The 23,695-nt window shown below is 67.6% G+C and carries 18 protein-coding genes and 1 riboswitch; of the genes, 13 read left to right on the forward strand and 5 right to left on the reverse strand.

Features of this window, described 5'->3' with window-relative positions; genetic code table 11:
* The first annotated feature begins 5 nt into the window (after nt 1–5).
* The 4 genes from rnc to ftsY all read left to right on the forward strand — a co-directional run bounded on the left by rnc (nt 6) and on the right by ftsY (nt 6,757).
* A complete protein-coding gene (rnc, locus tag KY499_RS00430) occupies nt 6–785 on the forward strand; it encodes a ribonuclease III (protein WP_219886017.1) in 780 nt (259 codons plus the stop codon).
* A 9-nt stretch (nt 786–794) separates the two neighbouring features.
* Nucleotides 795–1,763, forward strand: coding sequence for a bifunctional DNA-formamidopyrimidine glycosylase/DNA-(apurinic or apyrimidinic site) lyase (gene mutM / locus KY499_RS00435; RefSeq protein WP_219886018.1), 969 nt, complete (start codon nt 795–797; stop codon nt 1,761–1,763).
* 81 nt (nt 1,764–1,844) lie between these two features.
* Entirely contained in the window at nt 1,845–5,492 is a 3,648-nt protein-coding gene (gene smc / locus KY499_RS00440) for a chromosome segregation protein SMC (RefSeq protein WP_219886876.1), read from the forward strand.
* A 41-nt stretch (nt 5,493–5,533) separates the two neighbouring features.
* The gene (ftsY, locus tag KY499_RS00445; protein WP_219886019.1) at nt 5,534–6,757 is read left to right on the forward strand and encodes a signal recognition particle-docking protein FtsY; all 1,224 of its coding nucleotides are present in this window, start codon (nt 5,534–5,536) and stop codon (nt 6,755–6,757) included.
* Between the two features lie 78 nt (nt 6,758–6,835).
* On the opposite strand, the gene KY499_RS00450 is transcribed toward ftsY, so the two are convergent.
* The 3 genes from KY499_RS00450 to KY499_RS00460 are packed head-to-tail and all read right to left on the reverse strand — an operon-like array spanning nt 6,836 to nt 9,817.
* Nucleotides 6,836–7,015: a hypothetical protein gene (locus tag KY499_RS00450; protein ID WP_219886020.1), complete on the reverse strand. Its 180-nt coding sequence runs from the start codon at nt 7,013–7,015 to the stop codon at nt 6,836–6,838.
* On the reverse strand, nt 6,975–8,510 hold the full coding sequence (locus KY499_RS00455) for a hypothetical protein (RefSeq protein ID WP_219886021.1): 1,536 nt from the start codon (nt 8,508–8,510) through the stop codon (nt 6,975–6,977). Before KY499_RS00455 ends, KY499_RS00450 begins: the two co-directional genes overlap by 41 nt.
* A gap of 41 nt (nt 8,511–8,551) precedes the next feature.
* The gene (locus tag KY499_RS00460; RefSeq protein ID WP_219886022.1) at nt 8,552–9,817 is read right to left on the reverse strand and encodes an MFS transporter; all 1,266 of its coding nucleotides are present in this window, start codon (nt 9,815–9,817) and stop codon (nt 8,552–8,554) included.
* 253 nt (nt 9,818–10,070) lie between these two features.
* Here KY499_RS00460 and KY499_RS00465 point away from each other — a divergent pair, with 253 nt between their 5' ends.
* Nucleotides 10,071–11,435, forward strand: coding sequence for an ammonium transporter (locus KY499_RS00465; protein ID WP_219886023.1), 1,365 nt, complete (start codon nt 10,071–10,073; stop codon nt 11,433–11,435).
* Nucleotides 11,432–11,770 carry a P-II family nitrogen regulator gene (locus tag KY499_RS00470; protein ID WP_123255011.1) on the forward strand — a complete coding sequence of 113 codons (339 nt, stop codon included), beginning with the start codon at nt 11,432–11,434 and terminating at the stop codon, nt 11,768–11,770. The genes KY499_RS00465 and KY499_RS00470 overlap by 4 nt, the downstream gene beginning before the upstream one ends.
* Here KY499_RS00470 and KY499_RS00475 read toward each other — a convergent pair.
* Entirely contained in the window at nt 11,767–13,242 is a 1,476-nt protein-coding gene (locus tag KY499_RS00475) for a glucose-6-phosphate dehydrogenase (protein WP_219886024.1), read from the reverse strand. The two genes, KY499_RS00470 and KY499_RS00475, sit on opposite strands and share 4 nt — an antisense overlap.
* A 152-nt stretch (nt 13,243–13,394) precedes the next feature.
* Between KY499_RS00475 and ffh the strand changes: the two genes are divergently transcribed.
* Together ffh and KY499_RS00485 are read left to right on the forward strand one after the other, a co-directional pair.
* Entirely contained in the window at nt 13,395–14,975 is a 1,581-nt protein-coding gene (ffh, locus tag KY499_RS00480) for a signal recognition particle protein (RefSeq protein ID WP_123255013.1), read from the forward strand.
* 60 nt (nt 14,976–15,035) lie between these two features.
* Nucleotides 15,036–15,770 carry an alpha/beta fold hydrolase gene (locus tag KY499_RS00485; RefSeq protein WP_123255014.1) on the forward strand — a complete coding sequence of 245 codons (735 nt, stop codon included), beginning with the start codon at nt 15,036–15,038 and terminating at the stop codon, nt 15,768–15,770.
* Between the two features lie 40 nt (nt 15,771–15,810).
* On the opposite strand, the gene thiC is transcribed toward KY499_RS00485, so the two are convergent.
* Nucleotides 15,811–17,652, reverse strand: a complete 1,842-nt coding sequence (thiC, locus tag KY499_RS00490; RefSeq protein ID WP_375141105.1) for a phosphomethylpyrimidine synthase ThiC — start codon at nt 17,650–17,652, stop codon at nt 15,811–15,813.
* Nucleotides 17,621–17,728, reverse strand: a riboswitch (TPP riboswitch). (Overlaps the previous gene by 32 nt.)
* A 76-nt stretch (nt 17,729–17,804) precedes the next feature.
* Between thiC and KY499_RS00495 the strand changes: the two genes are divergently transcribed.
* From KY499_RS00495 to rpsP, 5 genes are all read left to right on the forward strand, one after another.
* The gene (locus tag KY499_RS00495) at nt 17,805–18,917 is read left to right on the forward strand and encodes an amidohydrolase family protein (RefSeq protein ID WP_219886025.1); all 1,113 of its coding nucleotides are present in this window, start codon (nt 17,805–17,807) and stop codon (nt 18,915–18,917) included.
* 68 nt (nt 18,918–18,985) lie between these two features.
* Nucleotides 18,986–19,861 carry a VOC family protein gene (locus KY499_RS00500; protein WP_123255017.1) on the forward strand — a complete coding sequence of 292 codons (876 nt, stop codon included), beginning with the start codon at nt 18,986–18,988 and terminating at the stop codon, nt 19,859–19,861.
* A 208-nt stretch (nt 19,862–20,069) separates the two neighbouring features.
* Entirely contained in the window at nt 20,070–20,507 is a 438-nt protein-coding gene (locus KY499_RS00505) for a hypothetical protein (protein ID WP_123255018.1), read from the forward strand.
* Between the two features lie 272 nt (nt 20,508–20,779).
* Nucleotides 20,780–23,125, forward strand: a complete 2,346-nt coding sequence (locus KY499_RS00510; RefSeq protein WP_219886026.1) for a bifunctional diguanylate cyclase/phosphodiesterase — start codon at nt 20,780–20,782, stop codon at nt 23,123–23,125.
* 146 nt (nt 23,126–23,271) lie between these two features.
* Nucleotides 23,272–23,694, forward strand: coding sequence for a 30S ribosomal protein S16 (gene rpsP / locus KY499_RS00515; protein ID WP_123255039.1), 423 nt, complete (start codon nt 23,272–23,274; stop codon nt 23,692–23,694).
* Nucleotide 23,695: the final 1 nt, after the last annotated feature.

Below are 23,695 nucleotides of genomic sequence, written 5' to 3' on the forward strand. Positions count from 1 at the left end.
CTAAGATGTCTTCAACTGAAGAGCTTCTGAAGCGTCTCGGTGTCACTATTGACGCCGGGACGCTTCGTCTTGCGCTCACACACCGTTCCTACGCCTACGAAAACGGCGGCATCCCCACGAACGAACGGCTCGAATTCCTGGGCGACTCGATCCTGGGCTTCTCCGTCACCGACGCGCTGTACCGCGATAACCCGACGCTGCCCGAAGGGGACCTGGCCAAGCGCCGGTCCGCCGTCGTCAGCACCCGGGCATTGGCCGGAATCGGCCGCAGCATCGGGCTGGGCGACTACATCTACCTTGGGCAGGGCGAAAAGCTCACCGAGGGCAAGAACAAAGCCTCTATCCTGGCGGACACCATGGAAGCGCTGATCGGCGCCACCTACATCTCCAATGACATCGAGACGGCGCGCCAGCTTGTGATGCGGCTGATCGGGCCGCTCCTGAAGGACGCCGCCGCCCTCGGCGCCGGAACCGACTGGAAGACGAGCATCCAGGAACTTGCCGCCGCCCGGCAAATGGGAACCATCAACTATGCCGTAGACGGCTCAGGCCCGGACCACGCGCGGACTTTCGAGGCAGTGCTGCGGATCGGCGGAAACGACTACGGCACCGGCGCCGGCAACTCCAAGAAGGAAGCCGAGCAGGAAGCCGCCGCTGACGCCTGGCGCCGGCTCACCGCTACGGCCGAGCCCGCTGAGGAAGATGCTGCCGAAGCGGCCACCGGACCGACGGACCCGGCTGCTGCCGAGCTCCCCGCCCCGCCGGCCGCGGCGACCAGCAGCTAGGCCACGCCATTGCCTGAACTCCCCGAGGTCGAGGTGGTCCGGCGCGGCCTGGTCAGCTGGGTGCGGGGCCGGACCATCACGCACGTCGAGGTGGTAGACCGGCGCTCGATCCGCCGGCATGTCCTGGGCCCCGAGGACTTCACCGGCAACCTCGAGGGAGCCAGGGTCCTTGACGTGGTCCGCCGCGGCAAATTCCTGTGGCTGCCGCTGGCGGACACCCCGGCCGGAGACACCCCGGCAGCGGACCGCCCTCCCGTCCCCGCCGTGGCCCTGATGGCCCATTTGGGCATGTCCGGGCAGCTCCTGATGCAGGACACTGCGGTACCGGATGAAAAACACCTCAAGGTCCGGCTGCGCCTGAGCCCTGCCGGCGGAATGCCTGACCAGCTCCGCTTCGTGGACCAGCGGATCTTCGGTGGCCTCTTCCTGACGTCCCTGATCCCCACGGAAGACGGCGGCCCGGGCGGACTCGCCGAACTCCCGCTGCCCCTGATCGCCGAAGAAGCCTCCCACATTGCCCGCGACCCGCTCGATCCGGACTTTTCCTTTGACGCGTTCTACCGCCGGCTCCGGGCCAGGAAAACCGGCCTCAAGCGCGCGCTCCTGGACCAGGGCCTGGTCTCCGGGATCGGGAACATCTACGCGGACGAGGCGCTTTGGAAGGCCAGGCTCCACTATGCCCGGCCCACAGACACGCTTCGGCGCGCCGAAGCCCTGCGGGTCCTCGAGGCCGCACGGGACGTCATGACCGATGCCCTCGCGGCAGGCGGGACCAGTTTCGATTCGTTGTACGTCAACGTCAACGGGGCGTCCGGATACTTCGACCGCTCCCTCAACGCCTACGGCCGCGAAGGACAGCACTGCAAGCGGTGCGCCGCCGCCGGTCTCGCCAGCACCATGCGGCGGGACCAGTTCATGAACCGGTCCTCGTACACGTGCCCGGTCTGTCAGCCCCGGCCCCGCAACGGACGCTGGTAGCTCCGGCACACGCGCCAGGCCGGAAGGAAGTCCCTGCCGGGAGAATTCCCGGCCTTGTCATCGAAAGAGAGTCCCAGCACCTTGCACCTCAAGAGCCTGACCGTGCGCGGCTTCAAGTCTTTCGCGTCCGCCACGACGTTCGACTTCGAACCCGGTATCACCGCTGTGGTGGGACCCAACGGCTCGGGCAAATCCAACGTCGTGGACGCCCTCGCCTGGGTCATGGGTGAGCAGGGCGCCAAGACCCTGCGGGGCGGAAAGATGGAAGACGTCATCTTCGCCGGCACCGCCGGGCGTCCTCCGCTGGGCCGGGCGCACGTGTCCCTGACCATTGACAACAGCGACGGCGCCCTGCCGATCGAGTACAGCGAGGTCACCATCTCGCGCACCCTGTTCCGCACGGGCGGCTCGGAATACGCCATCAACGGCGCCGGGTGCAGGCTGCTGGACATCCAGGAGCTGCTCTCCGATTCCGGTTTGGGTAAAGAGATGCACGTGATCGTCGGCCAGGGGCAGCTGGATAAGGTCCTGCATGCCACACCGGAGGACCGGCGCGGATTCATCGAAGAGGCCGCCGGGATCCTCAAGCACCGCCGCCGCAAGGAAAAAACCGTCCGCAAACTTGAAGCGATGCAGGCGAACCTGCAGCGGCTAAGCGACCTCACCGCAGAAATTCGGCGGCAACTGACACCTCTCGGCAAACAGGCCGCGGTGGCCCGGCGCGCCCAGACCGTCCAGTTCGAGGCCCGGGACGCCCGCTCGCGGCTCCTCGCCGATGACCTCGTTCAACTGCAGTCCGCGCTGGCCCGCGACGTCGCGGACGAAACCGCGCTGAAGTCCCGCCGGAACGTCGTCGAGCAGGAACTCGAGGCGGGACGACAGCGGCAGGCCACGCTGGAACGGCACGCAGCCGCCACCATCCCGGCCCTGACCGCGGCCCGGGACACCTGGTACCAGCTCACCGCCGGACGCGAACGGCTGCGGTCCCTCGGAACCCTCGCGGAGGACCGCCGCAGGCTGCTTGGCAGCGCCGACGCCGCCCCGGAACCCGGGCGCGATCCCGACCAGCTGGAGAAGCAGGCGGCCCGCGTCCGCGAGGAACAGTCCGGGCTGGAAAACACGATCCTCACCCGCCACCGGGACCTGGCCACTGCCACGGCTGACAAACAGGCAGCCGAGCATGCCGCCGCGGCCGAAGACCACCGGGTCGCCGGACTGCTCCGCGCGGCGGCGGACCGCCGTGAAGGACTGGCCAGACTTGCCGGACAGGTCGGCGCGGCGCGTTCGGTGGTCGAATCGGCGCAGGCCGAACTGGGCCGGCTGCGGGATTCGCAGCACGCCGGTGAGGAACGCCGGCGGCTGGCCGAGGCCGAATTCCGCGCCCTCGAAGCGCAGGCCGCCGGGGCCGAAGACGGCGAGGAATCCCTCGACGCCGAGTACGAGGATGCCAGCCAGGCGCTGGCGGCCATCCTTGCCGGAATCGACGCATTAAAGTCCGCAGGCCGCGAGGGTGAACGGGAGCGGGCCGCCCTGACCGCCCGCCGCGACGCCCTCCAGCTTGGCCTGAACCGCAAGGACGGCGCGGAGCACGTGCTAGGCGCCGGACTGTCCGGGGTCCTGGGGTCGCTGGCATCGCTGATCTCGGTTGAGGCAGGCTGTGAGGCCGCCCTCGCCGCGGCACTCGGCATTTCCGCGGACGCGGTGGTGGTGGACGGCGCCGTTGCCGCCGCGACGTCAGTACGGCTCCTGAAGGACGCCGACGCCGGCCGTGCCGCGCTGCTGCTGGCCGATGCCCCGTCCGATGCCCCGGCCCGTGCCGGGAGTTCCCGCCCCGCCGGCAGTCTCCCCGCCGGCAGGCTTCCCGACGGAGCCCGCTGGGCGGTATCGCTGGTCTCCGCGCCGGAACCGGCAGATGCGCCCGGCCCGCCGCCTGCGCGGCTCCCGCTGGACCGCCTGCTGGCAGGCGTCGCCGTCGTCGAGGGCCTGGACGCCGCGGCTCAGCTTATCGCCGCACACCCGGACCTGACCGCCGTGACCATGGCGGGCGACGTCTTCACCGCGCTGACGGTGCATGGTGGCTCCGCCACGGCCCCGTCGCTGCTGGAGGTCCAGGCCGCCGTCGACGAGACGGAGGCGAAGCTCGCCACGGTCACCTCTGAGCTCGAACGGAACCGTTTTGCGCTGTCCGCCGCGACCGCCCGGCGTGCCGCGGCCCAGGACCGGGCAGACGCAGCCCTGGACAAACTCCATGACTCCGATGCGAAGCTCGCCGCGGTGGCCGAACGCCTGGGCCATCTGAACTCCGTGCTGCGCAGTGCCGTCGCCGAAAGCGGACGCCTGACCGCGTCGCTGGCCAAAGCCGAGGCTAACCTCAGCTCCGGGCAGGAGGCCCTGGAAGCGATGACCGGACGGCTGGCCGCAGCCCAGGACGCCCCGGCGGAGGAGGAACCGTCCCCGCAGCACCGGGATGCCCTCACGCTTGCCGCCTCGCTGGCCCGGTCCGCCGAAATGGAAGCCCGGCTGGCGTTGCGCAGCGCCGAGGAGCAGCTGACCGCGACAAGAAACCGCGCCGCCGCCCTCGACCGTGCCGCCGCCACTGAGCGCCGGGCCCGGGAGGTGGCTGCCGAACGGGCGCTCCGCCGGCGCCTCCAGGCGCAGCGTGCCGCCGCCGTCGCTGCCGCCGTGGACCAGGTCGCCGGTTTCGTCGACGTTTCCGTGGAGCTGGCCGGCCGGGAGCGGGACAGCGCGGAGGCGCGCCGGGACCGGACGGACCGCGAACTGACCGACGTGCGCACCTCCAACGACGCCCTGGCCCGCGAACTGGCCGAGCTGACCGACTCGGTGCACCGCGATGAACTGGCCCGCGCCCAGCAGCGTCTCCGGATCGAGGCGCTCGAACTGCGGAGCGTCGAGGAGCTCGGCTTGACGGCAGACCAGCTCGTGGCCGACTACGGTCCGGACCGGCCGGTGCCGGTGCCGGCCGCAGACTCCGACGTGGGCGGGGACAAGTGGGCTGCCCTGCACGTTCCCGTTGACGCGGAGGGCCACGACATCATCGAGGGCATCCCGTACGTCCGGGAGGAACAGGAGAAGCGGCTCCGGAAGGCAGAACGCGATCTCACGGCCCTGGGTCGGGTCAACCCGCTGGCGCTGGAGGAATTCGCCGCTCTGGAGGAACGCCATCAGTTCCTCAGCACCCAGCTGGAGGATCTGAGGGCGAGCCGCAAGGATCTGCTGGACATCATCAGGGAAGTGGACGAGCGCGTCCAGACGGTCTTCGCGGAAGCCTTCGCCGATACCTCCGCCCAGTTCGTCCGGGTCTTCGCCCGGCTGTTCCCCGGCGGCGAGGGCCGGCTGGTCCTGACCGACTCGTCCGACATGCTCACCACCGGCATCGAAGTGGAAGCCAGGCCGGCGGGCAAGAAGATCAAACGGCTCTCCCTGCTCTCGGGCGGGGAACGCTCACTGACCGCGGTGGCGCTGCTAGTCGCGATCTTCAAGGCCAGGCCCTCGCCCTTCTACGTGATGGACGAGGTGGAAGCGGCCCTTGACGACACCAACCTGGGCCGGCTCATCACCATCTTCGAGGAGCTGCGCGAATCCAGCCAGCTGATCGTCATCACCCACCAGAAACGCACCATGGAAGTCGCCGACGCCCTTTACGGTGTCACGATGCGCGGCGACGGCGTCTCGACGGTCATCAGCCAGCGGCTCGGCGCAAACGTTTAAGCGGGCCAAAGCGCGTTCGGGGTTTATGAGAAGCTAGGGGAGTGAACGACATCCTCCCCATAATTTTGCCCATTCTCGCTGCCCTGGTGGTCCTTGCTGCCCTGATTCCGGTGCTCATGAAGACCCGGCGGAACATCAGGGACTACCCGGAAACGCGTGACGCGAACGATCCTGCGGAGTCCGGCCAGGCTCCCGGCGGAACCCTGCTGGAGGACCGCCCGGGGGCCGCACGGCCGGCAGCGGAACGCGGCACCCTGGAGGCCGCCGACGTCGACGGCACGGACACCGTCGAGGTCCCGGACGATGTTGCGGGGCTGGAAATCGTTCCCGTGGAGACCCCGATGCCGGTTGCCGGACGGCTGGCCCGGCTGCGTGAACGGCTCGTCAAGTCCAACACTGTCTTCGGCAAAGGCCTCCTGGCCCTGCTCTCGGCAGACAAGATCGACGAAAACGTCTGGGACGAGGTGGAGGAGACCCTCCTGCTTGCCGATCTCGGCACCGAACCGACGATGCAGCTCGTGGACGCGCTCCGGGAACGCGTCAAGGTCCTCGGCACCCGGACGCCCGAGCAGGTCAAGGCACTCCTGCGCGAGGAACTCCTCAAACTTGTGGACCCGGCGATGGACCGCAGCCTGAACGTCACCCGCCAGGGCGACAAGCCCGCCGTCGTGATGGTGGTCGGCGTCAACGGCGTCGGCAAGACCACCACGGTCGGAAAGCTGGCCCGGGTGCTGGTCGCCGAAGACAAGGACGTCCTTCTGGGCGCCGCCGACACCTTCCGCGCCGCCGCCGCCGAACAGCTGGCCACATGGGGCCAGCGGGTGGGCGTGCCCACCGTCAAGTCCGACATCGACGGCGCGGATCCGGCGTCGGTGGCCTACGAGGCCGTTAAAGCCGGCATCGACCAGGAGGTCGATGTCGTGATGATTGACACGGCCGGACGCCTGCAGAACAAAACCGGCCTGATGGACGAGCTCAGCAAGGTCAAACGGGTCATCGAAAAGCTCGCCGCCGTGGACGAGGTACTCCTGGTCCTGGACGCCACGACCGGCCAGAACGGCCTGAACCAGGCACGGGTCTTCTCCGAGGTCGTCAACATCACCGGCATCGTGCTGACCAAGCTGGACGGAACCGCCAAGGGTGGCATCGTCGTCGCCATCCAGAAGTCCCTGGGTGTCCCGGTCAAGCTCGTCGGCCTGGGCGAAGGCGCCGATGACCTGGCCCCCTTCGACGCCGAGAGCTTCGTCGACGCCCTGTTGAACTGAGGCTGAAACGCGGCCGGCCCGCAGCGGTGAGCGTTGAAAAACACTCTCTGCTGCGGGCCGGTCCGGCTTAAAGCCGGTTCAGTACGTGAAGTTCAGGACGGTGACGGTGCCGGCCGTGAGCTTGAACGTCTGCGTCTCGGAACGGTAGGCGAAGCCGGGCACCGTGGCGCGGTCTGCCAACGGCGTGGGTTCGGACTTGGCGCCGTCGATCACGGTCTCATCCTCGGCCGCATAGCTGGGACCGCTGAGCTGCGTCATGGTCCCGGTCACGGCCTTGCCGGGCAGTTTCAGGGTGACGTCGGTCTGGGCGGCCGTCTCCGGGTTGTTCTCGTTGACGAGGACAACGGTTGTGCTGCCGTCCTCGTGCTGGAGGGCGTAGGTGAAGGCCAGACCGCCGCCGGAGTGCTTCAGTTTCAGGAACTTTCCGTCGTTGAGCTCGGCGACCATGGAGATCCCGAAGAAGTTGGCCCGGCCGGACATCACTCCGTTGCCCAGCGGGTAGTCCCCGGCGCTGCAGATCGCGGACATGGGCGGGCCGCCCTTGCAGGTGAACGTGGAGCTGTGAAATCCGATCTTTGTGATCCCCAGCTGCGCGGCGTTCAGGGCGTAGTCGGCAGTCCACAGGGCCGAGGCGTGGGTGCGGGACGTTTCGTTCGAGCCCGGGCAGGCCGCGATTCCCGTTTCCGGCAGCCAGGTCTCCAGCCCCGCGGCCCTTGCCCGCCGCGAGGGCCGCCTGCTGGTAATCGGCGGCACGGTCATGCATGAGCTGGCTCATCAGGTTGGCCATGGTCGGCGATCCCTTGGGGTCGCTGCCGTCGCAGCTGTACAGCGGATAGTTGTGGAAGGAGAGGATCTTCTTCTGCGGGATCTCCGCGTCGATGAACGGCTGCCACCACTTTTGGTCGTAAGCGCCGGGCCCGGCAATCGGGACGTTCGGAGCGACGGCATGAATGGCCTGCGCATAGGCCTTCAGCTCCGTGATGTACTGCTCCAGGCTGTAGCCGTTCGTGCGGACGCCGTTGAAGACGTAGCCGTTCGGTTCGTTGCCGACGGTGATGCTCAGGAGCCGGTCGCCGAATATTTCCGCAGCCTGCTTGGCCATGTCCGCAGCGCGGTCCGGGTTGTAGTGGCCCAGGTCCACCGTGAGCGCGATCTTGGCGTCGCCGGCTTCGAGCAGGGTGTTGATCCGGCTCAGGTCCGCTGGCCCGACTGCCCGGGCCGGGTGGGTCTTGTCACCGCTGTACGGGAGCGGCTCGCCGGTCGAGGTCCAGAAAAACCTCCGGTCCACGGCGTTGCCGCCGAACCGGAGCACCGGCTGGTCAATCTCCTGCAGCAGTTTCACCATGGAGGCGTTCGAGCTGCTGAGATCGGCGTCGGCCAGATCGGTCGCTTCGAGCGAAATGCCCGCGATGCCCTTGGTCAGGGACGTGCCCACGAGGTCCTTGGAGACGTCGACTTTCAGGGCTTCGACCTGTTCCAGTGGGGATCCTTCGGGCGGGCCGGGCTGATCGTAGTACGTCACTGGCGGGCCGGCTTCGGCCGACTGGGTGGACACCGGCGCGGAGGATGCCGGGGAGGAAGGCGCCGGCTCCGGTGCGCCGAGCGTCAGGGGGATCACCACGGCCGCGGCGGCCACGACGGCGGCGATGGCCGCCGCGACGAGGATCCTCCTGCGCTTCGTGGATCCCGCCGGGGCGGGATCGTTGGGCGGCGGACTATCGGCTTTCCCGGGGGAAGAGTCGAATTCGGCCATGGTGCAGTACCTCCGGAAGTTTTTGGGAAAGTCGTCCCAGCTTAGCCAAGGGCCGGGGGTGCCGGGGACGCGGCGGGCCGACGGAATGTCTCCCGGGCCAGCAGCCATCCCACCGCCGCGGTAATGAGGACGCCGCCGGTCACCCCGAAGGCCCACGGATAGCCCAACTGGTCAGCGAGGAGCCCGGCGACCACGGGGCCGATGATGGCGCCGCTGTCCGCCGTCATCTGGAAGAGGGCGAGTACCCGTCCGCCGGAGCGTTTATTGCCGATCACGTCCGCGATGGCCGCCTGCTGGGCCGGTCCGAGCAATCCCGAGCCGATTCCGGCGACGGCGGAGGCCAGCAGGAACCAGGTCAAATCGTGCGTGAAGCCGATGGCCGCCGTGGCTGTCCCCGTGACCAGGAGACCGGCGAGCATCAGGGGTTTACGGCCCAGGGAGTCGGCCAGCCGGCCGGAGAACGTCAGGGCCGCGGCGTTGCCGCCCGCGAAGACGGCCAGCGCCCAGCCGGCCGACTCCGGCCCGGCGCCGAGGGCTGCAACGGCGAACAGTGGCACGGTGGCCATCCGCACGCCGAAGGTGGCCCAGCCATTGGCGAAGCTGGAGAACAGTCCGGCCCGGTAGGCGCTGTCCCGCAGGGCCTCGCGCAGTTCCATGGCCGGTGCCGTCGCGCCGGCGTCGCGGGCGGCCGCCGGCACATGGCTGAGCTGGGTCTGCACCACCAGGGCCGCGACGACCAGCGCCGCCGCGTAGACCAGGAACGGGACGCGGAGGCCGAAGCCGGCGAGCAGCCCGCCGACGATCGGTCCGCAGACGTTGCCGATCAGGAACGCCGAGGCATAGGCGCCCGAGACCCGGCCACGGCTTTCGGGTGGCGCCAACCGCACCACGAGGGCCATCGAAGCGACCGTAAACATCACGGAGCCCGCCCCGCCGAGGCCGCGGAAGACCAGCAGCTGCCAGTAGTCCTGGGCGAACGCACTCGCAGCCGCCGAGGCTGCCACAATGAGCAGCCCGGCGACATAGACCGGCCGTTCACCGAGCCGCACAATCAGTGCACCGCCGGCCGGGGCGAAGACGAGCCGCATAAAAGCGAAGATACTCACGATCACCGCCGCCGCCGTCGCGCCGACGTCAAAGGTGGTGGCGAACTGGGGGAGCACCGGCGCGACAAGGCCGAAGCCGATAGCAATCAGGAACGCAGCGACCAACATCACCTTGATGTCCCGGGGCAGCCGGGTGCGGCCCGGCGGCCGGTTTGCTGCCACAGGGCGGGCGTCACCGGGAGTACGGGAGGATTTGCTCATGCTGCTGTCGTCCTAAGTGGCCGGGCGTGTGCCGGCTGCGGGGGTGGTGCGGCCGGGACAGACGAAACGGGTGAAACACAACCGTAACAAGGCTGAGACACAGCATTTACGTCAGGGTGATCCTTGTAACAAGCCAGCAATCTAATTCCTGCAACTGCGAAACACGGCCCGGCGAAACTTTTAACCAAGAACGCAGCACTATGCGTTGGACCGGCGGGTAAATCCGCACCTTCAGCAAGAGAGGACGCAGACCATGGAACTCACCGCAGGTCTCGTTTGGCTCCTGGTCGCTTCAGCACTCGTGCTGTTCATGACCCCGGGCCTGGCATTCTTCTACGGCGGCATGACACGCGCCAAGTCGGCTTTGAACATGATGATGATGAGCTTCGTCGCCATCGGAACCGTCGCGATCGTCTGGGTCCTGTGGGGCGCCTCGATGGCGACGAGCAACGAGGACAACTTCTTCCAGATCTTTGCGAACCCGTTCAGCCACTTCGGGCTGCACAACTTCAGCGAACCGGCAGACCTGCTCTCGGTAGGCTACGCGGCCACGTTCGCCATCATCACCGTGGCGCTGATCTCCGGAGCCGTCGCTGACCGCGCCAAGTTCTCCGCCTGGGTGCTGTTCACCCCCATCTGGGTCACCCTGGTCTACGCGCCGATGGCCTTTATGGTCTGGGGCGGCGGGCTCTTCTCCGAGGACGGCTGGTTTGGCCAGACGTTCGCCCCGGTCATCGACTTTGCCGGCGGCACCGTGGTGCACATCAACGCCGGTGTGGCCGGCCTGATCCTGGTCCTGATCATCGGCAACCGCAAGGGCTTCGGAAAAGATCCGAACCACCGCCCGCACAACGTTCCGTTCGTGATGCTCGGTGCCGCAATCCTTTGGTTCGGCTGGTTCGGCTTCAACGCCGGTGCCGCCGGAACCGTCGAGCAGGCGGGCCTGATCTGGATCAACACTCTCGTCGCCCCGGCCGCCGCGATGCTCGGCTGGCTCGCCGTCGAACGTTTCCGTGACGGTCACCCGACGTCCCTCGGCGCCGCATCCGGCGTGGTCGCCGGTCTGGTCGCCATCACCCCGGCCTGCGCCAACGTCTCCCCGCTTGGCGCCATCGCCCTCGGAGTCGTCGCCGGTATCGCCTCGGCGCTCGCCGTCGGCCTGAAGTTCAAGTTCGGCTACGACGACTCGCTCGACGTCGTTGGTGTCCACCTCGTCTCCGGTGTCGTTGGCACCGTGGCGATCGGCTTCCTGGCCACCCCGACGCAGGGCACCGCCGGTCTGTTCTACGGCGGCGGCAGCACCCAGCTCGTCGCCCAGGTCCTCGCCGCGGTATTCGCCATGGTCTTCACCGCCGTGGTGACCTTCATCATCGCCTACCCGATCCACAAGTTCATGGGCTTCCGGGTTTCCCAGGAACAGGAAGCGGTGGGTGTGGACCTGAGCCTGCACGCCGAGACCGCCTACGAGTTCGGTGTTGGCGGCCACGGCGGGAGCTTCCAGCCGCTGCATGACCTCATCACCGGCAAGAAGCAGGGCAGCGACACGGCAACCGGCAGCGACACGGCAACCGGCAGCGAAAAGACGACAGACGCAGGCAAGGAAAGTGTGGGGGCATGAAACTGATCACAGCGATCGTCCGTCCGGAAAAGCTCGAGACGATTCGCGAAGGACTCGAAGCCTACGGCGTGCAGGGGCTCACCGTCAGCGCCGCCAGCGGCTATGGCCGGCAGCGCGGCTACACGGAGGTGTACCGCGGTGCGGAGTACAACGTGGACCTGCTGCCCAAGATCCGGGTGGAAGTCCTCGCCACTGACGAGCAGGCAAACGACATCCTCGATGTCATCATCGCCAGCTCAAACACCGGCCGGGCCGGTGACGGCAAGGTCTGGACGATGGATGTGTTCGAAGCAGTGCGGGTGCGCACCGGGGAACGCGGACCGGCAGCCATCTAGCCGGCAACGGCGTTAACAAGCGAAACAATTGGGGGAGCGGGCCGGATACCTGGAAGGTATCCGGCCCGCTTTTTCATGCCGGTCAGACCGGCCAGCCCTCCGGGGCCTGACGACCCGGCCGGATACTCCTCCAGCGGGACGTGACCGGCGGCCCAGGACTTCAGGACCGGGTCAATGATCCGCCAGCAGTCCTCCGCGGTGTCGGCACGGACGGACAGCAGCGGATCGCCGGTCAGGACTCCTTCGAGGACTTCACCGTAGGGCAGCAGGGCGGAGGCGCTCAGCTCGGCCTGCAGCGTCGCACGGTCCAGGTTCAGCACGTTGCCGGGGCCGTTCACGTCGACGTCGAACTGCAGGGTGTCCGGGCCGAAGCCGATCCGAAGCTGGTTGGGGGCGTCCACGCCCGTGAATCCCCTGGGCAGGTGCGGCACCGGCCGGAAGGTCACCACAGCCTCCTTGCGCTTGTTGCCCAGGGCTTTGCCCGAGCGCAGGATGAACGGCACCCCCTGCCAGCGCCAGTTGTTGATCTCGACCCGGACCTCCGCAAGGGTCTCGGTGTTGCGGGCGGCGTCCACACCGTCTTCCGCAACGTAGTCCGGGACCTTCCGGCCCTCGATGCGGCCGGCCGTGTACCGTGCGCGGCGGGTGCTCGTGCGGTAGGGGGCCTTGATGCTGCTGGCCCGCAGGACGGTTGCGACGGCGTCGCGGAGGTCCCGTTCGTCAATGGAGGCAGGGGGCTCAAGGGCCATCAGCGCCAGGATCTCCAGCAGATGGCTCTGGATCATGTCGCGGAGGGCGCCGGCGCCGTCGTAGTAGCGGGCGCGTCCCTCCAGGGCCAGGTCCTCATCAAAGATGATCTCCACCTGCGCAATGTACTGCCGGTTCCAGACCGGCTCCAGGAAAGTGTTCGCGAAGCGCAGGCCCAGGATGTTCAGGACCGTGGCCTTGCCCAGGAAATGGTCCACCCGGTGGATATGGTCCTCGGGGACGAGGCCGGCGAGCGTGGCGTTGAGCCGGCGGGCGGATTTTTCATCCGAGCCGAACGGCTTTTCCAGGACCAGGCGCGTCCCGGCCGGCACCTGTTCCGGCGCGAGGGCCTCGCAGGCCAACTGACTGACATGCGGCGGCAGCGCAAAGTAGACCGCCACCGGGCCGTCCAGTTCCGCGATCAGCCCTGCAAGGCGCCCTTCGGCGGTGACATCGAGCCGGTGGTAGCTGCTGGAAGCAGCGACCCGTTTCAGCTCCCGCTTGCCATAAGCGTCGGCCTGCGAGTTCTCGTCCGCGAAGGACTCCTCAACCCGGTCCCGCCATCGTTCCGGGGGCCAGTCGTCCGAGCCCGCGCCAACGAGCGTCAGGCCGTCGGCGCGGCCGCGGGCCACGAGCCGGGCCAGGCCGGGCAGCAGCAGCCTGCCGGTCAGGTCGCCCGAGGCGCCGAGGATGAGCAGGGTCTTCACCGTTGTTTCGCTGGTCACCTAAGCCAGCATGCCACCTTGACGGCGCGACTTGGTACCCTAGATAGTCGAGTCCCGTTGTCGAGACGGTTCGTTCAGGCGAACCCCAGTCGCGACGCTGGCGTGCCGGACCGGCCGCCATCCGTACATCCACTGAAAGAAGTGCACGGCGCGTGTTCAATTCACTCTCTGACCGGTTGACAGCAACCTTCAAGAACCTCCGTGGCAAGGGCCGCCTGACCGAGGCGGACGTTGACGCCACGGTACGCGAGATCCGGCGTGCCCTCCTGGACGCGGACGTGGCCGTTTCGGTGGTCCGGGAATTCACCGGACGCGTGCGCGAGCGTGCCCTCGGTGCCGAGGTCTCCGGTGCGCTGAACCCGAGCCAGCAGATCGTGAAGATCGTCAACGAGGAACTCGTGGAGATCCTCGGCGGCGAGACACGCCGGATCCGCCTCGCCAAGACCGGTCCCACCGTCATTATGCTCGCCGGCCTCCAGGGCGCGGGCAAAACGACCCTGGCCGGCAAGCTGTCCAAATGGCTCAAAGCCCAGGGCCACAGCCCCATGCTCGTCGCTTGCGATCTGCAGCGCCCCAACGCCGTCACCCAGCTGCAGGTGGTCGGTCAGCGTGCCGGCGTGCCCGTGTTCGCTCCGCACCCCGGTGCGACGTCCGAACTGGAGCACCCGGCCGGTGATCCGGTCGCCGTCGCCCGCGCCGGCGTCGACGAGGCCCGACGCACCCTGCACGACGTCGTGATCGTCGATACCGCCGGCCGTCTCGGCGTCGACACCGAGATGATGGAACAGGCCCGCCAGATCCGCCGGGCCATCGTTCCCAACGAAGTCCTGTTCGTGATTGACTCCATGATCGGCCAGGACGCCGTCAACACGGCGCTGGCCTTCGATGAGGGTGTTAACTTCACCGGCATTGTGCTGTCCAAACTCGACGGCGACGCCCGCGGCGGTGCCGCACTGTCCGTCGCCTCCGTCACCGGCAAACCGGTAATGTTCGCGTCCACCGGCGAAGGCCTGGACGACTTCGAACTCTTCCACCCGGACCGGATGGCCTCGCGCATTCTCGACATGGGCGACGTCCTGACCCTGATCGAGCAGGCCGAGAAGTCCTGGGACAAGGACGAGGCAGCCCGGATGGCGAAGAAATTCGCCGACCAGGAAGACTTCACCCTCGACGATTTCCTGGCCCAGATGCAGCAGATCCGCAACATGGGCTCCATGAAGAAGATGCTGATGATGATGCCGGGCGCGCAGAACATCCGGCAGCAGCTGGAGCAGTTCGACGAACGCGAGATCGACCGGGTTGAGGCGATTGTCCGGTCGATGACGCCGCACGAGCGCGTCGCACCGAAAATCATCAACGGTTCCCGCCGCGCCCGCATCGCCCGCGGTTCCGGCGTGCACGTTTCCGAAGTCAATGGCCTCCTGGAGCGGTTTGCGCAGGCCCAGAAGATGATGAAGAAGATGGCCGCCGGCGGCGGGATGCCCGGCATGCCGGGGATGCCGGGCGCCGGGGGAGCGGCCCGCAAGGGTGCCAAGAACGCGCCGAAGAAGAAGGCGCGCTCCGGCAACCCCGCCAAGGCCGCCCAGGAACTTCGCGACGCGGAGGCCCGGCGCGCGGCAGGGGCCAAGGCCTTGCCGACCGGAGCTTCCTTCGGCCAGCAGGGCGGGGATTTTGATCCCTCCCAGCTGAACCTGCCCAAGGGCTTCGATAAATTCCTCGGCGGAGACAAGTAACCCGCCAACCGCTGCTATGTCGCCCGCCGGATTGACGGGTCGGTGCCCTAGGGTTAGAGAATGTTCAAGCAGCGCGTAGTTTTTGTCCACGGGGCAGGCAGCTTCGGGGCTGCCGCGTGGCCGAAGCAGCACGGATTGGCGCTCTCCTACGATGCCCTTTTCCTCCGGCGTCACGGGTTTGAACCAGACGCTGAACCACTTGAAACGGACTTCGCCGCGGACACCGCCATAGTCCTGGCATCGCTGGCCGATGACGGCCGCGGTGAGGCCGGCGGCCACGTCGTGGCCCACTCGCAGGGAGCCATCGCGGCGATGATGGCCGCCGTCCAGCGGCCCGATCTTGTCCAGTCCCTCACCCTGGTGGAACCGGCCTGCCTGTCGCTGACGGCTGAACTGCCGGCGTCGGCGGCGCACCGGGCCTTGATGCAGCCCCTGTATGACGTCCGCCATCAGCTCAGCGACGAAGACTTTCAGCGCGAGTACCTTCGGCGGGCGTTCTCCGCAGACGCCCCCGGGGCGACAACGCCGGAGGCCGTCCGCGCTGCCCGGCGGCTGCGGTTGCAGGCGCCGCCCTGGGAGGCGCCGCTGCAGATCGTCCCCGGCGTGCCCACCCTGGTCCTGACCGGCGGCTGGGAACCGCTCTACGAGGAAATCGCCGGCTATTTGCGGGAGACCGGCGCCCTGCACCACGTCGCCGCGGGCGGGCACCGGCCCCAGGATTCGGCGGAAGGCCGCCGGATCATCCGTTCATTCATTGCCGAAGTCAGCCGGTCCCAGCACGCCCAGGCGTGCTGATCGGGACCGTCCGCGGATCCTCCGGCAACCGTCCGGCCGGCTAGGCGCGGCCGCCGACTGAGAGCTCCGGAAGGTAAACCTTCCCGCCTGAGGCGAGGAACTCCTGGCTCTTTTCCCGCATCCCGGCTGCCATCTCGGCCAGCGCGGCCTGCGACTCCGCGGATCCGTATTCGTCGCGGATGTCCTGGCTGATCCGCATGGAACAGAACTTCGGTCCGCACATGGAGCAGAAGTGGGCCGTCTTGGCAGGTTCTGCCGGCAGCGTCTCGTCGTGGAAGGATTCGGCCGTGACCGGGTCCAGGGAGAGGGCGAACTGGTCGCGCCAGCGGAATTCGAACCGCGCCTTGGAGAGTGCATCGTCGCGTTCGTGGGCGCCCGGGTGGCCTTTCGCGAGGTCGGCAGCGTGGGCGGCGATCTTGTAGGTGATGACGCCGGTCTTGACGTCGTCCTTGTTCGGAAGCCCGAGATGTTCTTTGGGCGTGACGTAGCAGAGCATTGCCGTGCCGTAGCGGGCAATCTCGGTGGCGCCGATTGCCGAGGTGATGTGGTCATAGCCGGGAGCGATGTCGGTGACCAGCGGGCCGAGCGTGTAGAACGGGGCGCCCTGGCAGAGTTCCTGCTGGCGTTCGACGTTTTCACGGACGAGGTGGAAGGGAATGTGGCCCGGACCTTCCACCATGACCTGGACATCGTATTCCCACGCCCGTTTCGTCAGTTCGGCCAGGGTGTCCAGTTCGGCGAACTGCGCGGCGTCGTTCGCGTCCGCCGTCGCGCCCGGGCGCAGCCCGTCCCCGAGTGAGAACGCGACGTCGTATTTGGCGAAGATTTCGCACAGCTCGTCAAAGTGCGTGTACAGGAAGTTTTCCTGGTGGTGTGCGAGGCACCACCCCGCCATGATGGCACCGCCCCTGGACACGATCCCCGTGACACGGTTGGCCGTGAGCGGTACGTAGCGCAGGAGGACGCCGGCGTGGACGGTCATGTAGTCCACGCCCTGCTCGCACTGTTCGATCACTGTGTCCCGGTAGATCTCCCAGGTGAGCGCGTTGGCCTCGCCGTTGACTTTTTCCAGCGCCTGGTAGATCGGGACGGTGCCGATCGGGACGGGCGCATTGCGGATCAGCCACTCCCGGGTGGTGTGGATATCGTCTCCGGTGGAGAGGTCCATGACGGTGTCCGCTCCCCACTTCGTGGCCCACTGCAGCTTGTCCACTTCCTCCGCGATGGAGCTGGTGACGGCCGAGTTCCCGATGTTGGCGTTGATCTTGACCAGGAAGGCCTTGCCAATAATCATCGGCTCGGACTCGGGGTGGTTGATGTTGTTGGGGATGATGGCGCGGCCGGCCGCCACCTCGCTGCGAACCAGCTCCACATCGCAGTTTTCCCGCAGCGCCACGAACTGCATTTCCGGGGTGATGATGCCCTGCTTTGCGTAGCGCATCTGGGTTACGGTCGTGCCTTCGACGGCGCGGCGGGGCACCGGTTGTGTGCCCTTCCACTCGGCGGAGGCGGCGCCGCGACGCACGGCCGACTTGCCGTCGTCGAGCAGGTTCCGTTCCCGGCCGCTGTACGGCTCGGTGTCCTTGCGGGCCTCGATCCACGGGGCGCGGAACGGCTCGAGACCCACCACGGGATCGCTGCCGGGGCCCTCCGTCCGATAGACCCGGAACGGGGCGTTGGGCTCGCCATTCGGGGAGATTTCCAGCGCGATTTCGGTGACCGGGACGCGGATCCCCGTTGTGTCGTCAGCGATGTAAGCCAGCGAGTGCGACTTCAAGGACTGGGTTTCAGCCCTCTCCGTTGTACCGGGTGCTTCATCTTGGGCAGGGCTGTGCTGTATTTCTGTGGTGCTCAAAGGATTACTCACTTCCTTCGCCGGCATTACCCGGACAGGTTCAACGGTCGCAGGCTGCATCAGCCCGATCTCAGCCCCTGCAAGGGCACCCGTGTGGTCGTAGATGAAGCTACCACACGCCGGACCAGGTGCCGTGATATGACCGGGCCGGGGCCGGCAGGAGGTCTACGCTTGGAGTCATGAACAGGATCATCGAGTTCAGCGGCCCGGTGCTGACCGCCCCGGACCGGGAAGAGCATGGACTGTGGTCGGTCGACGGCGTCCTGACCTTCCGGCGGCCTGCCGTCAGACCGGACCGGGTCCTCGCCGGCTGGGTGATCCCGGGCCTCGTGGACGCCCACTGCCACATCGGACTCGGACCCGGTGGGGATGTCCCGGACCATACCGCCGAGGAACAGGCGCTCACGGACCGGAACGCCGGCACCCTGCTGGTGCGCGACGCCGGGGCTGTCCACGACACCCGCTGGCTGCAGCAGCGGGCCGACCTGCCGCGCATCATCCGGGCCGGACGGCATATCGCCCGGACCCGGCGGTACCTGCGGGGTTTCGCCGTCGAGGTTGAACCGGAAGGCCTCGTAGAGGCTGTGCGGAAACAGGCCAAGGCCGGGGACGGCTGGGTCAAACTCGTCGGGGACTGGATCGACCGTGACGCCGGGGACCTTGCCCCGAGCTTCCCGGCCCGAGTACTTAAGGACGCCGTCGAGGCGGCCCACGACGAAGGCGCGCGGGTGACGGCGCATTGTTTCGCTGAGGACACGCTCGATGACATGCTCGACGCCGGGATCGACTGCATCGAGCACGCCACCGGGCTCCTTCCCCGGCACCTTCCGCGTTTCGTGGAGCAGGGCGTCCCGATCGTCCCTACCCTGATCAACATCGCCACGTTCCCGGACATTGCCGCCCAGGCCGAGGCGAGGTTTCCGCGCTACGCCGCGCACATGCGCTCGCTCTGGCAGCGCCGCAGCGAGCGGATCCTCGAGGCCTTCGAGGCCGGGGTTCCGATTTACACCGGCACTGATGCCGGGAGCGTAATCCGGCACGGGCGCATTGTGGACGAAATCCAGGCATTGCACGCCGCAGGCCTGCCGGCCAGGGCGGCCCTCGACGCCGGGACCTGGTCCGCACGGGACTGGCTCGGCGCCGACGGGATCAGCGAGGGGGCCAGCGCCGACGTCCTGGTCTGCGCCGAGGATCCCCGGACCAATCTGGGCACCCTGCAGGAACTCAAGCACATTGTCCTTCGCGGCGAACCGGTCGCTCCGGCAGCAACCGGCCCATTAGGAATAAATTGAAGCTTCAAGTAATTTAGCCTTATGTAGGGTCATCGAGGGTCGGTGGCCGCAGGAACACCGGAGCGCCCATGACCGCAGAAACCAGCACCCAGGATCTTCTTCCCGCCGAACTCGCCATGGGCACCGTGATGCTCAAGGTGGGGGACATGAAACTCATGTCGGACTACTATCAGCGTGCCCTCGGCCTGGACATTGTGGCGGAGCAGGACGGCGGGCTCTACCTCGGCCGCCGACGTAAACCCCTTGTGCACCTCGCCCCGGCCCCCGGACTGAGGATCCCCTCCCGCGGCGAGGCCGGACTCTTCCACACGGCGCTGCTGTTCGAGGACCAGCCTGCGCTGGCCGCCACGGTCGCCAGCGCTGCGCAGTACGCGCCGCAGTCCTTCACTGGAAGCGCGGACCACCTCGTCAGCGAGGCCTTCTATTTCACCGATCCCGAGGGTAACGGGATTGAGCTGTACTGGGACCGGCCCCGCGATGCCTGGTCCTGGGACGGCATGAATGTGGTCATGGACAGCCTGGCCCTCCCGCCGCAGCGATTCCTCGAACAATTCCTGACCGAGGAATCGGTGACCGGGCAGCGCGGGACCGCGGCCGGCGTCGGACACGTCCACCTCCAGGTCGGCGACGTGCAGTCCGCCCATGACTTCTACGTCGGAACGCTTGGCTTCGAAAAGACCGCCGGCTGGCACGGCCAGGCCCTCTTCGTCTCCGCCGGCGGCTATCACCATCACATGGCCATGAACGTCTGGAACAGCCGCGGCGCCGGACCCCGGCATGACACGCTGGGGCTCGGTGAGGTGCTGATTGAACTGCCCTCGGCAGACGACGTCGGGGCGCTCGCCGACCGGCTTAGGGTCGCCGGTATGGAATCGCACCACACCGGAGCCGAACTGCGCTTCGAGGATCCATGGCGCAACCGCATCCGTGTCGCGGTGCGCTGACGCCAACTGCGCTGACTGCCAACTGCGCTGGCCGCTGGACATGCCCAGCGCAGACTCCCAGCGATGGGCATAGTGGCTATATGTCCAGTGGTCGCGGTCAAGGGAGGGCATGCCCAGTCCAGCCCCGACGATGCCGCCCCCAAGCGGCTAGGCTGAAGCAAATGCCAAGATGCGGCCCAGCGCTGCCAGAAAACTAAGGACCAGCTTCATGGGCTTCACCGAAATCTTTGTGTCCACCCACGACGAAGCCCTCCGGCGCGCCGCGGCCCTTGAAAGTGGCGGGGCCGCCGCGCCGGGGGCACTGCGGATCGCGGACATCAGCGACTTCGAAATTGAACGGCTCGGCGACCTGGCCGGGGCCGCCGTGCACGCCGCGGGATCAAACTATGAGCTGGCCATGGTCGACGTGTCCAGTGACGCGCTCCTCGGCGTCCCGGACGCCATGGTCCGGGTCCTCGCTGACCTGCTCAGCTACGAAACCGAAGGCGAAGGCAACGTCCTTGAGGACGTGGCCGAGGGCTGGGCGGCAGAGGAGGACATGCCCTTCGGCGCGGACCAGGCGCTGGGCCATGTCCGCCGCCTGGCCGAACTGGCCGCCGGCGTTGATCCGACCAGCAGGGCGGGGCTTTACGTCTGGACGGCCTGACCTCCCCGGCGGCACTGGCCGGTAGACCAGGCCAGCAGACCTGGCCGGTAGACCAGGCCGGCGACCTGGCCGGTAGACCTGGCCGGGAGACCAGGCCGGCGACCTGGCCGGTAGACCTGGCCGGCGGCGCTGGCCGGTACATCCGTGCGGGGCATGAGGCCGGACCCTGGTGCCCTTGGCCCACACGGCGCCCCCGATGGTCCCGGGTTCGTTGAGACCGTGGGCTATCCTCGGCTCATTGGTAACAAGGAAAATTTTTTGGGGGAGTAACGATGGGGGAACCGCTGGCGGCCGGGGTGCGGTGGCCTGGCCGGCTGCGCCGACGGGTCCGGGCGATGTCCGGTCCGGCCGTGGCGATGTGGCTCGTGGTGGCCGGGTACCTCGTGGCCCTGGCGATGCACGGCAACGGCTACAGCCTTTGGATTGACGGCTGGCTGGGCCCGGTTGCCATATGGATGCCGGCGCTGGTCTGCTGGGCCGCTGTGGTCAGGCGGCGGCTCTGGAGCATACCCAGCGTTGCGGTCAGCCTGGCCGTGACGTGCTTCGCGCTGGGGGACCAGTACTACATCCTTGCCTCGGATGACGGAGCGGGAATTCCCGACATCTCACTGGCGGACGCGGGCTATCTGGCGGTTTATCCACTCATGTTCATTGCCCTCGCAGCCACGGTCCGGCGGCGGGCCCCGCAGTGGGCACAGTCGGTGCTGCTGGACGCGGCAGTCGGGGCCCTCGGAGCCGCCGCCGTGCTGGCGGTTGTCCTCGACCCGGTTCTTAGCCCGGAAACGGAGGACCCGTTGTCGGCGGCGGCGGTAGTGTCTGCGGCCTATCCGTTGATGGACCTGGTCCTGATCTCGGCAGCCGTGGGAATGGCGGCGGCCCCGAAGCTTCAGCTCGGACGTTCGGGTGTCCCGCTGATCGCAGGCCTGTTCGTCTTCGCCTTTTCTGATGCGGCGTATGCGCTCCTGACGGCTGAAGACGCCTACGTCATAGGAACACTTCTGGACGCCGGCTGGGTGCTGGGACTCGCTCTGATGGCAGTGTGGGTGGAGCACCCGCCCGCGGAGGTGGCTCCAGGCCCGGCCCCCGGGCAGCCCCATGCGCTGGCTGTATCGACGACCGCTACGCTGGCCGGGCTGAGCATCCTGACGATGGGCGCCTTTACCTTGGTCCCGGGGCGTGCGGTCCTGCTTTCCTGCTTGACGTTGGTACTGGCCGCACTCCGTGCCCAGGTGGCCTTTCGGGACCTGGCAAAGATGGCGGATCTGAGGGTGCTTTCGCGGACGGATGATCTGACCGGGTTGCCCAACCGGCGGGCCTTCCACGCGGACGTACCGGACGTTCTTGCCGCCGAAAAGCGCGGCGCGCTGCTGATTATGGACCTGGACAAGTTCAAGGAAGTCAACGACGGGCTGGGGCACGAATACGGCGACATGCTCCTGGCTGAAGTGGGGCAGCGGCTGGCCGGTCACGTCCGCACCGTTGATGTGCTTGCCCGGATCGGCGGCGACGAATTCGCGGTGCTCCTGCCCGCAGCCGGACGCACCCATGCCGCGGCCCGGGCGGCCGAACTCCGGGCCGCCGTCGGCGCCCCGGTCACATTGGACGGCATTACCCTCCGGCCGGATGTCAGCATCGGAATTGCGCTGTGGCCGGACGAGGGAAACGATCTCAGTGGCCTCCTGCGCAAAGCCGACGTTGCCATGTACCGCGCCAAAACCTCCCGCAGCGGCCACCATGTCTACAGCGCGGCTGATGACACCCGCGGTGCAGAGCGGCTCCGCGACCTGGAAGAACTCCGGATCGCCCTGACCTGCGGTCACCTGACGCTCTACTATCAGCCCAAGCTCGACGTCGCATCGGGCCTGATCGACGGAGTGGAAGTCCTGATCCGGTGGGATCACGGCAACCGGGGGATGCTCAAGCCCGGCGAATTTCTGCCCCTGCTCGAAGAAGCCGGTCTCATGCCCCGGATGACCGACTGGGTTCTTGAACAAGCCCTGGACCAGGCCCGTTCGTGGCAGTCGGGAGGGCGCAGCCTCACGGTCGCGGTGAACATCTCAGCCGCTTCGCTGGCCGATGACACATTGCCGGACCGGGTCGCGGCCATGATCGCGGCCCGACGCCTGCCGCCCGCCGCGCTGACCCTGGAGATTACCGAAGATTTCCTCGTGGCGGATCCGGCCCGGGCCCGGCTCATTCTCCTGCGGCTGCGCCAAACCGGGATCCGGATATCCATCGATGATTTTGGCACCGGCTACAGCTCCCTGGCGTACCTGCGCGACCTTCCGCTCGATGAGCTCAAGCTCGACCAGTCCTTCGTGGCGAGCCTGGGCGCTGACCCGCGGGCGACCACCCTGGTGCAGACCACCGTCACCCTCGCCCACGGGCTCGGACTGCGCATGGTGGCCGAGGGCGTGGAAAACCGCGAGGCATTCGAGGAACTGCAACGGCTCGGGTGCGATGAGGTGCAGGGCTACCTGATCGCCAGACCGATGCCGGCGGCAGACCTCACCGGGTGGCTGGCGGCCCGCAGCGGCGCCGGGAACACGGACCCGGGACCGGGAAGCCGCCCTCCCGCAGACCCTGCACGGGGTGTCAAGTCGATATCCCCGGGATGATCTGGCACAATGAACAGGTACTTGATCTGCGTGGCCCCTCTCTCCGCGTCCGGATCTTGTCCTATTAGAACCCCCTAGTATGGCCCGCCCCACGGGTGCAGAACGCCGGGCTCGACCCCGTTTCAGAAACAGGAGTGACCACAAAAGTGGCCGTAAAGATTCGCCTTAAGCGCTTCGGTAAGATGCGCGCACCGTACTACCGCATCGTCGTCATGGACGCACGCTCCAAGCGTGATGGCCGTGCCATCGAAGAGATCGGCAAGTACCACCCGACCGAAGAGCCCTCATACATCGAGGTCGACACGGATCGTGCCCAGTACTGGCTCGGCGTCGGCGCACAGCCGTCCGAGCAGGTTGCCGCGATCCTCAAGATCACCGGCGACTGGCAGAAGTACAAGGGTCTCCCGGGCCAGGAGGGCACCTTGAAGACGAAGGCTCCCAAGGCTGCCTTCGTTGCCCCGGAAAAGGGTTCCGTGATCATCCCGGAAGCCATCACCAAGAAGGCCAAGAAGGACGACGCAGCAGAGGCCCCGGCCGAAGCGGCAGCAGAGACCACCGAGGCTGAGTAAA

It is taken from the genome of Arthrobacter sp. PAMC25284 (assembly GCF_019443425.1).
Taxonomy (GTDB): Bacteria; Actinomycetota; Actinomycetes; order Actinomycetales; family Micrococcaceae; genus Arthrobacter; species Arthrobacter oryzae_A.

Bases quoted from the DNA above. Each gene is read 5' to 3' on its own strand.
- thiC (WP_375141105.1), bottom strand. From the start codon at position 17,652: ATGCCGGCGAAGGAAGTGAGTAATCCTTTGAGCACCACAGAAATACAG.
- KY499_RS00500 (WP_123255017.1), top strand. From the start codon at position 18,986: ATGACCGCAGAAACCAGCACCCAGGATCTTCTTCCCGCCGAACTCGCC.
- KY499_RS00465 (WP_219886023.1), top strand. From the start codon at position 10,071: ATGGAACTCACCGCAGGTCTCGTTTGGCTCCTGGTCGCTTCAGCACTC.
- KY499_RS00450 (WP_219886020.1), bottom strand. From the start codon at position 7,015: ATGACGCAGCTCAGCGGTCCCAGCTATGCGGCCGAGGATGAGACCGTG.
- KY499_RS00470 (WP_123255011.1), top strand. From the start codon at position 11,432: ATGAAACTGATCACAGCGATCGTCCGTCCGGAAAAGCTCGAGACGATT.
- KY499_RS00505 (WP_123255018.1), top strand. From the start codon at position 20,070: ATGGGCTTCACCGAAATCTTTGTGTCCACCCACGACGAAGCCCTCCGG.
- KY499_RS00495 (WP_219886025.1), top strand. From the start codon at position 17,805: ATGAACAGGATCATCGAGTTCAGCGGCCCGGTGCTGACCGCCCCGGAC.
- rnc (WP_219886017.1), top strand. From the start codon at position 6: ATGTCTTCAACTGAAGAGCTTCTGAAGCGTCTCGGTGTCACTATTGAC.
- KY499_RS00485 (WP_123255014.1), top strand. From the start codon at position 15,036: ATGTTCAAGCAGCGCGTAGTTTTTGTCCACGGGGCAGGCAGCTTCGGG.
- KY499_RS00455 (WP_219886021.1), bottom strand. From the start codon at position 8,510: ATGGCCGAATTCGACTCTTCCCCCGGGAAAGCCGATAGTCCGCCGCCC.
- KY499_RS00460 (WP_219886022.1), bottom strand. From the start codon at position 9,817: ATGAGCAAATCCTCCCGTACTCCCGGTGACGCCCGCCCTGTGGCAGCA.
- KY499_RS00510 (WP_219886026.1), top strand. From the start codon at position 20,780: ATGGGGGAACCGCTGGCGGCCGGGGTGCGGTGGCCTGGCCGGCTGCGC.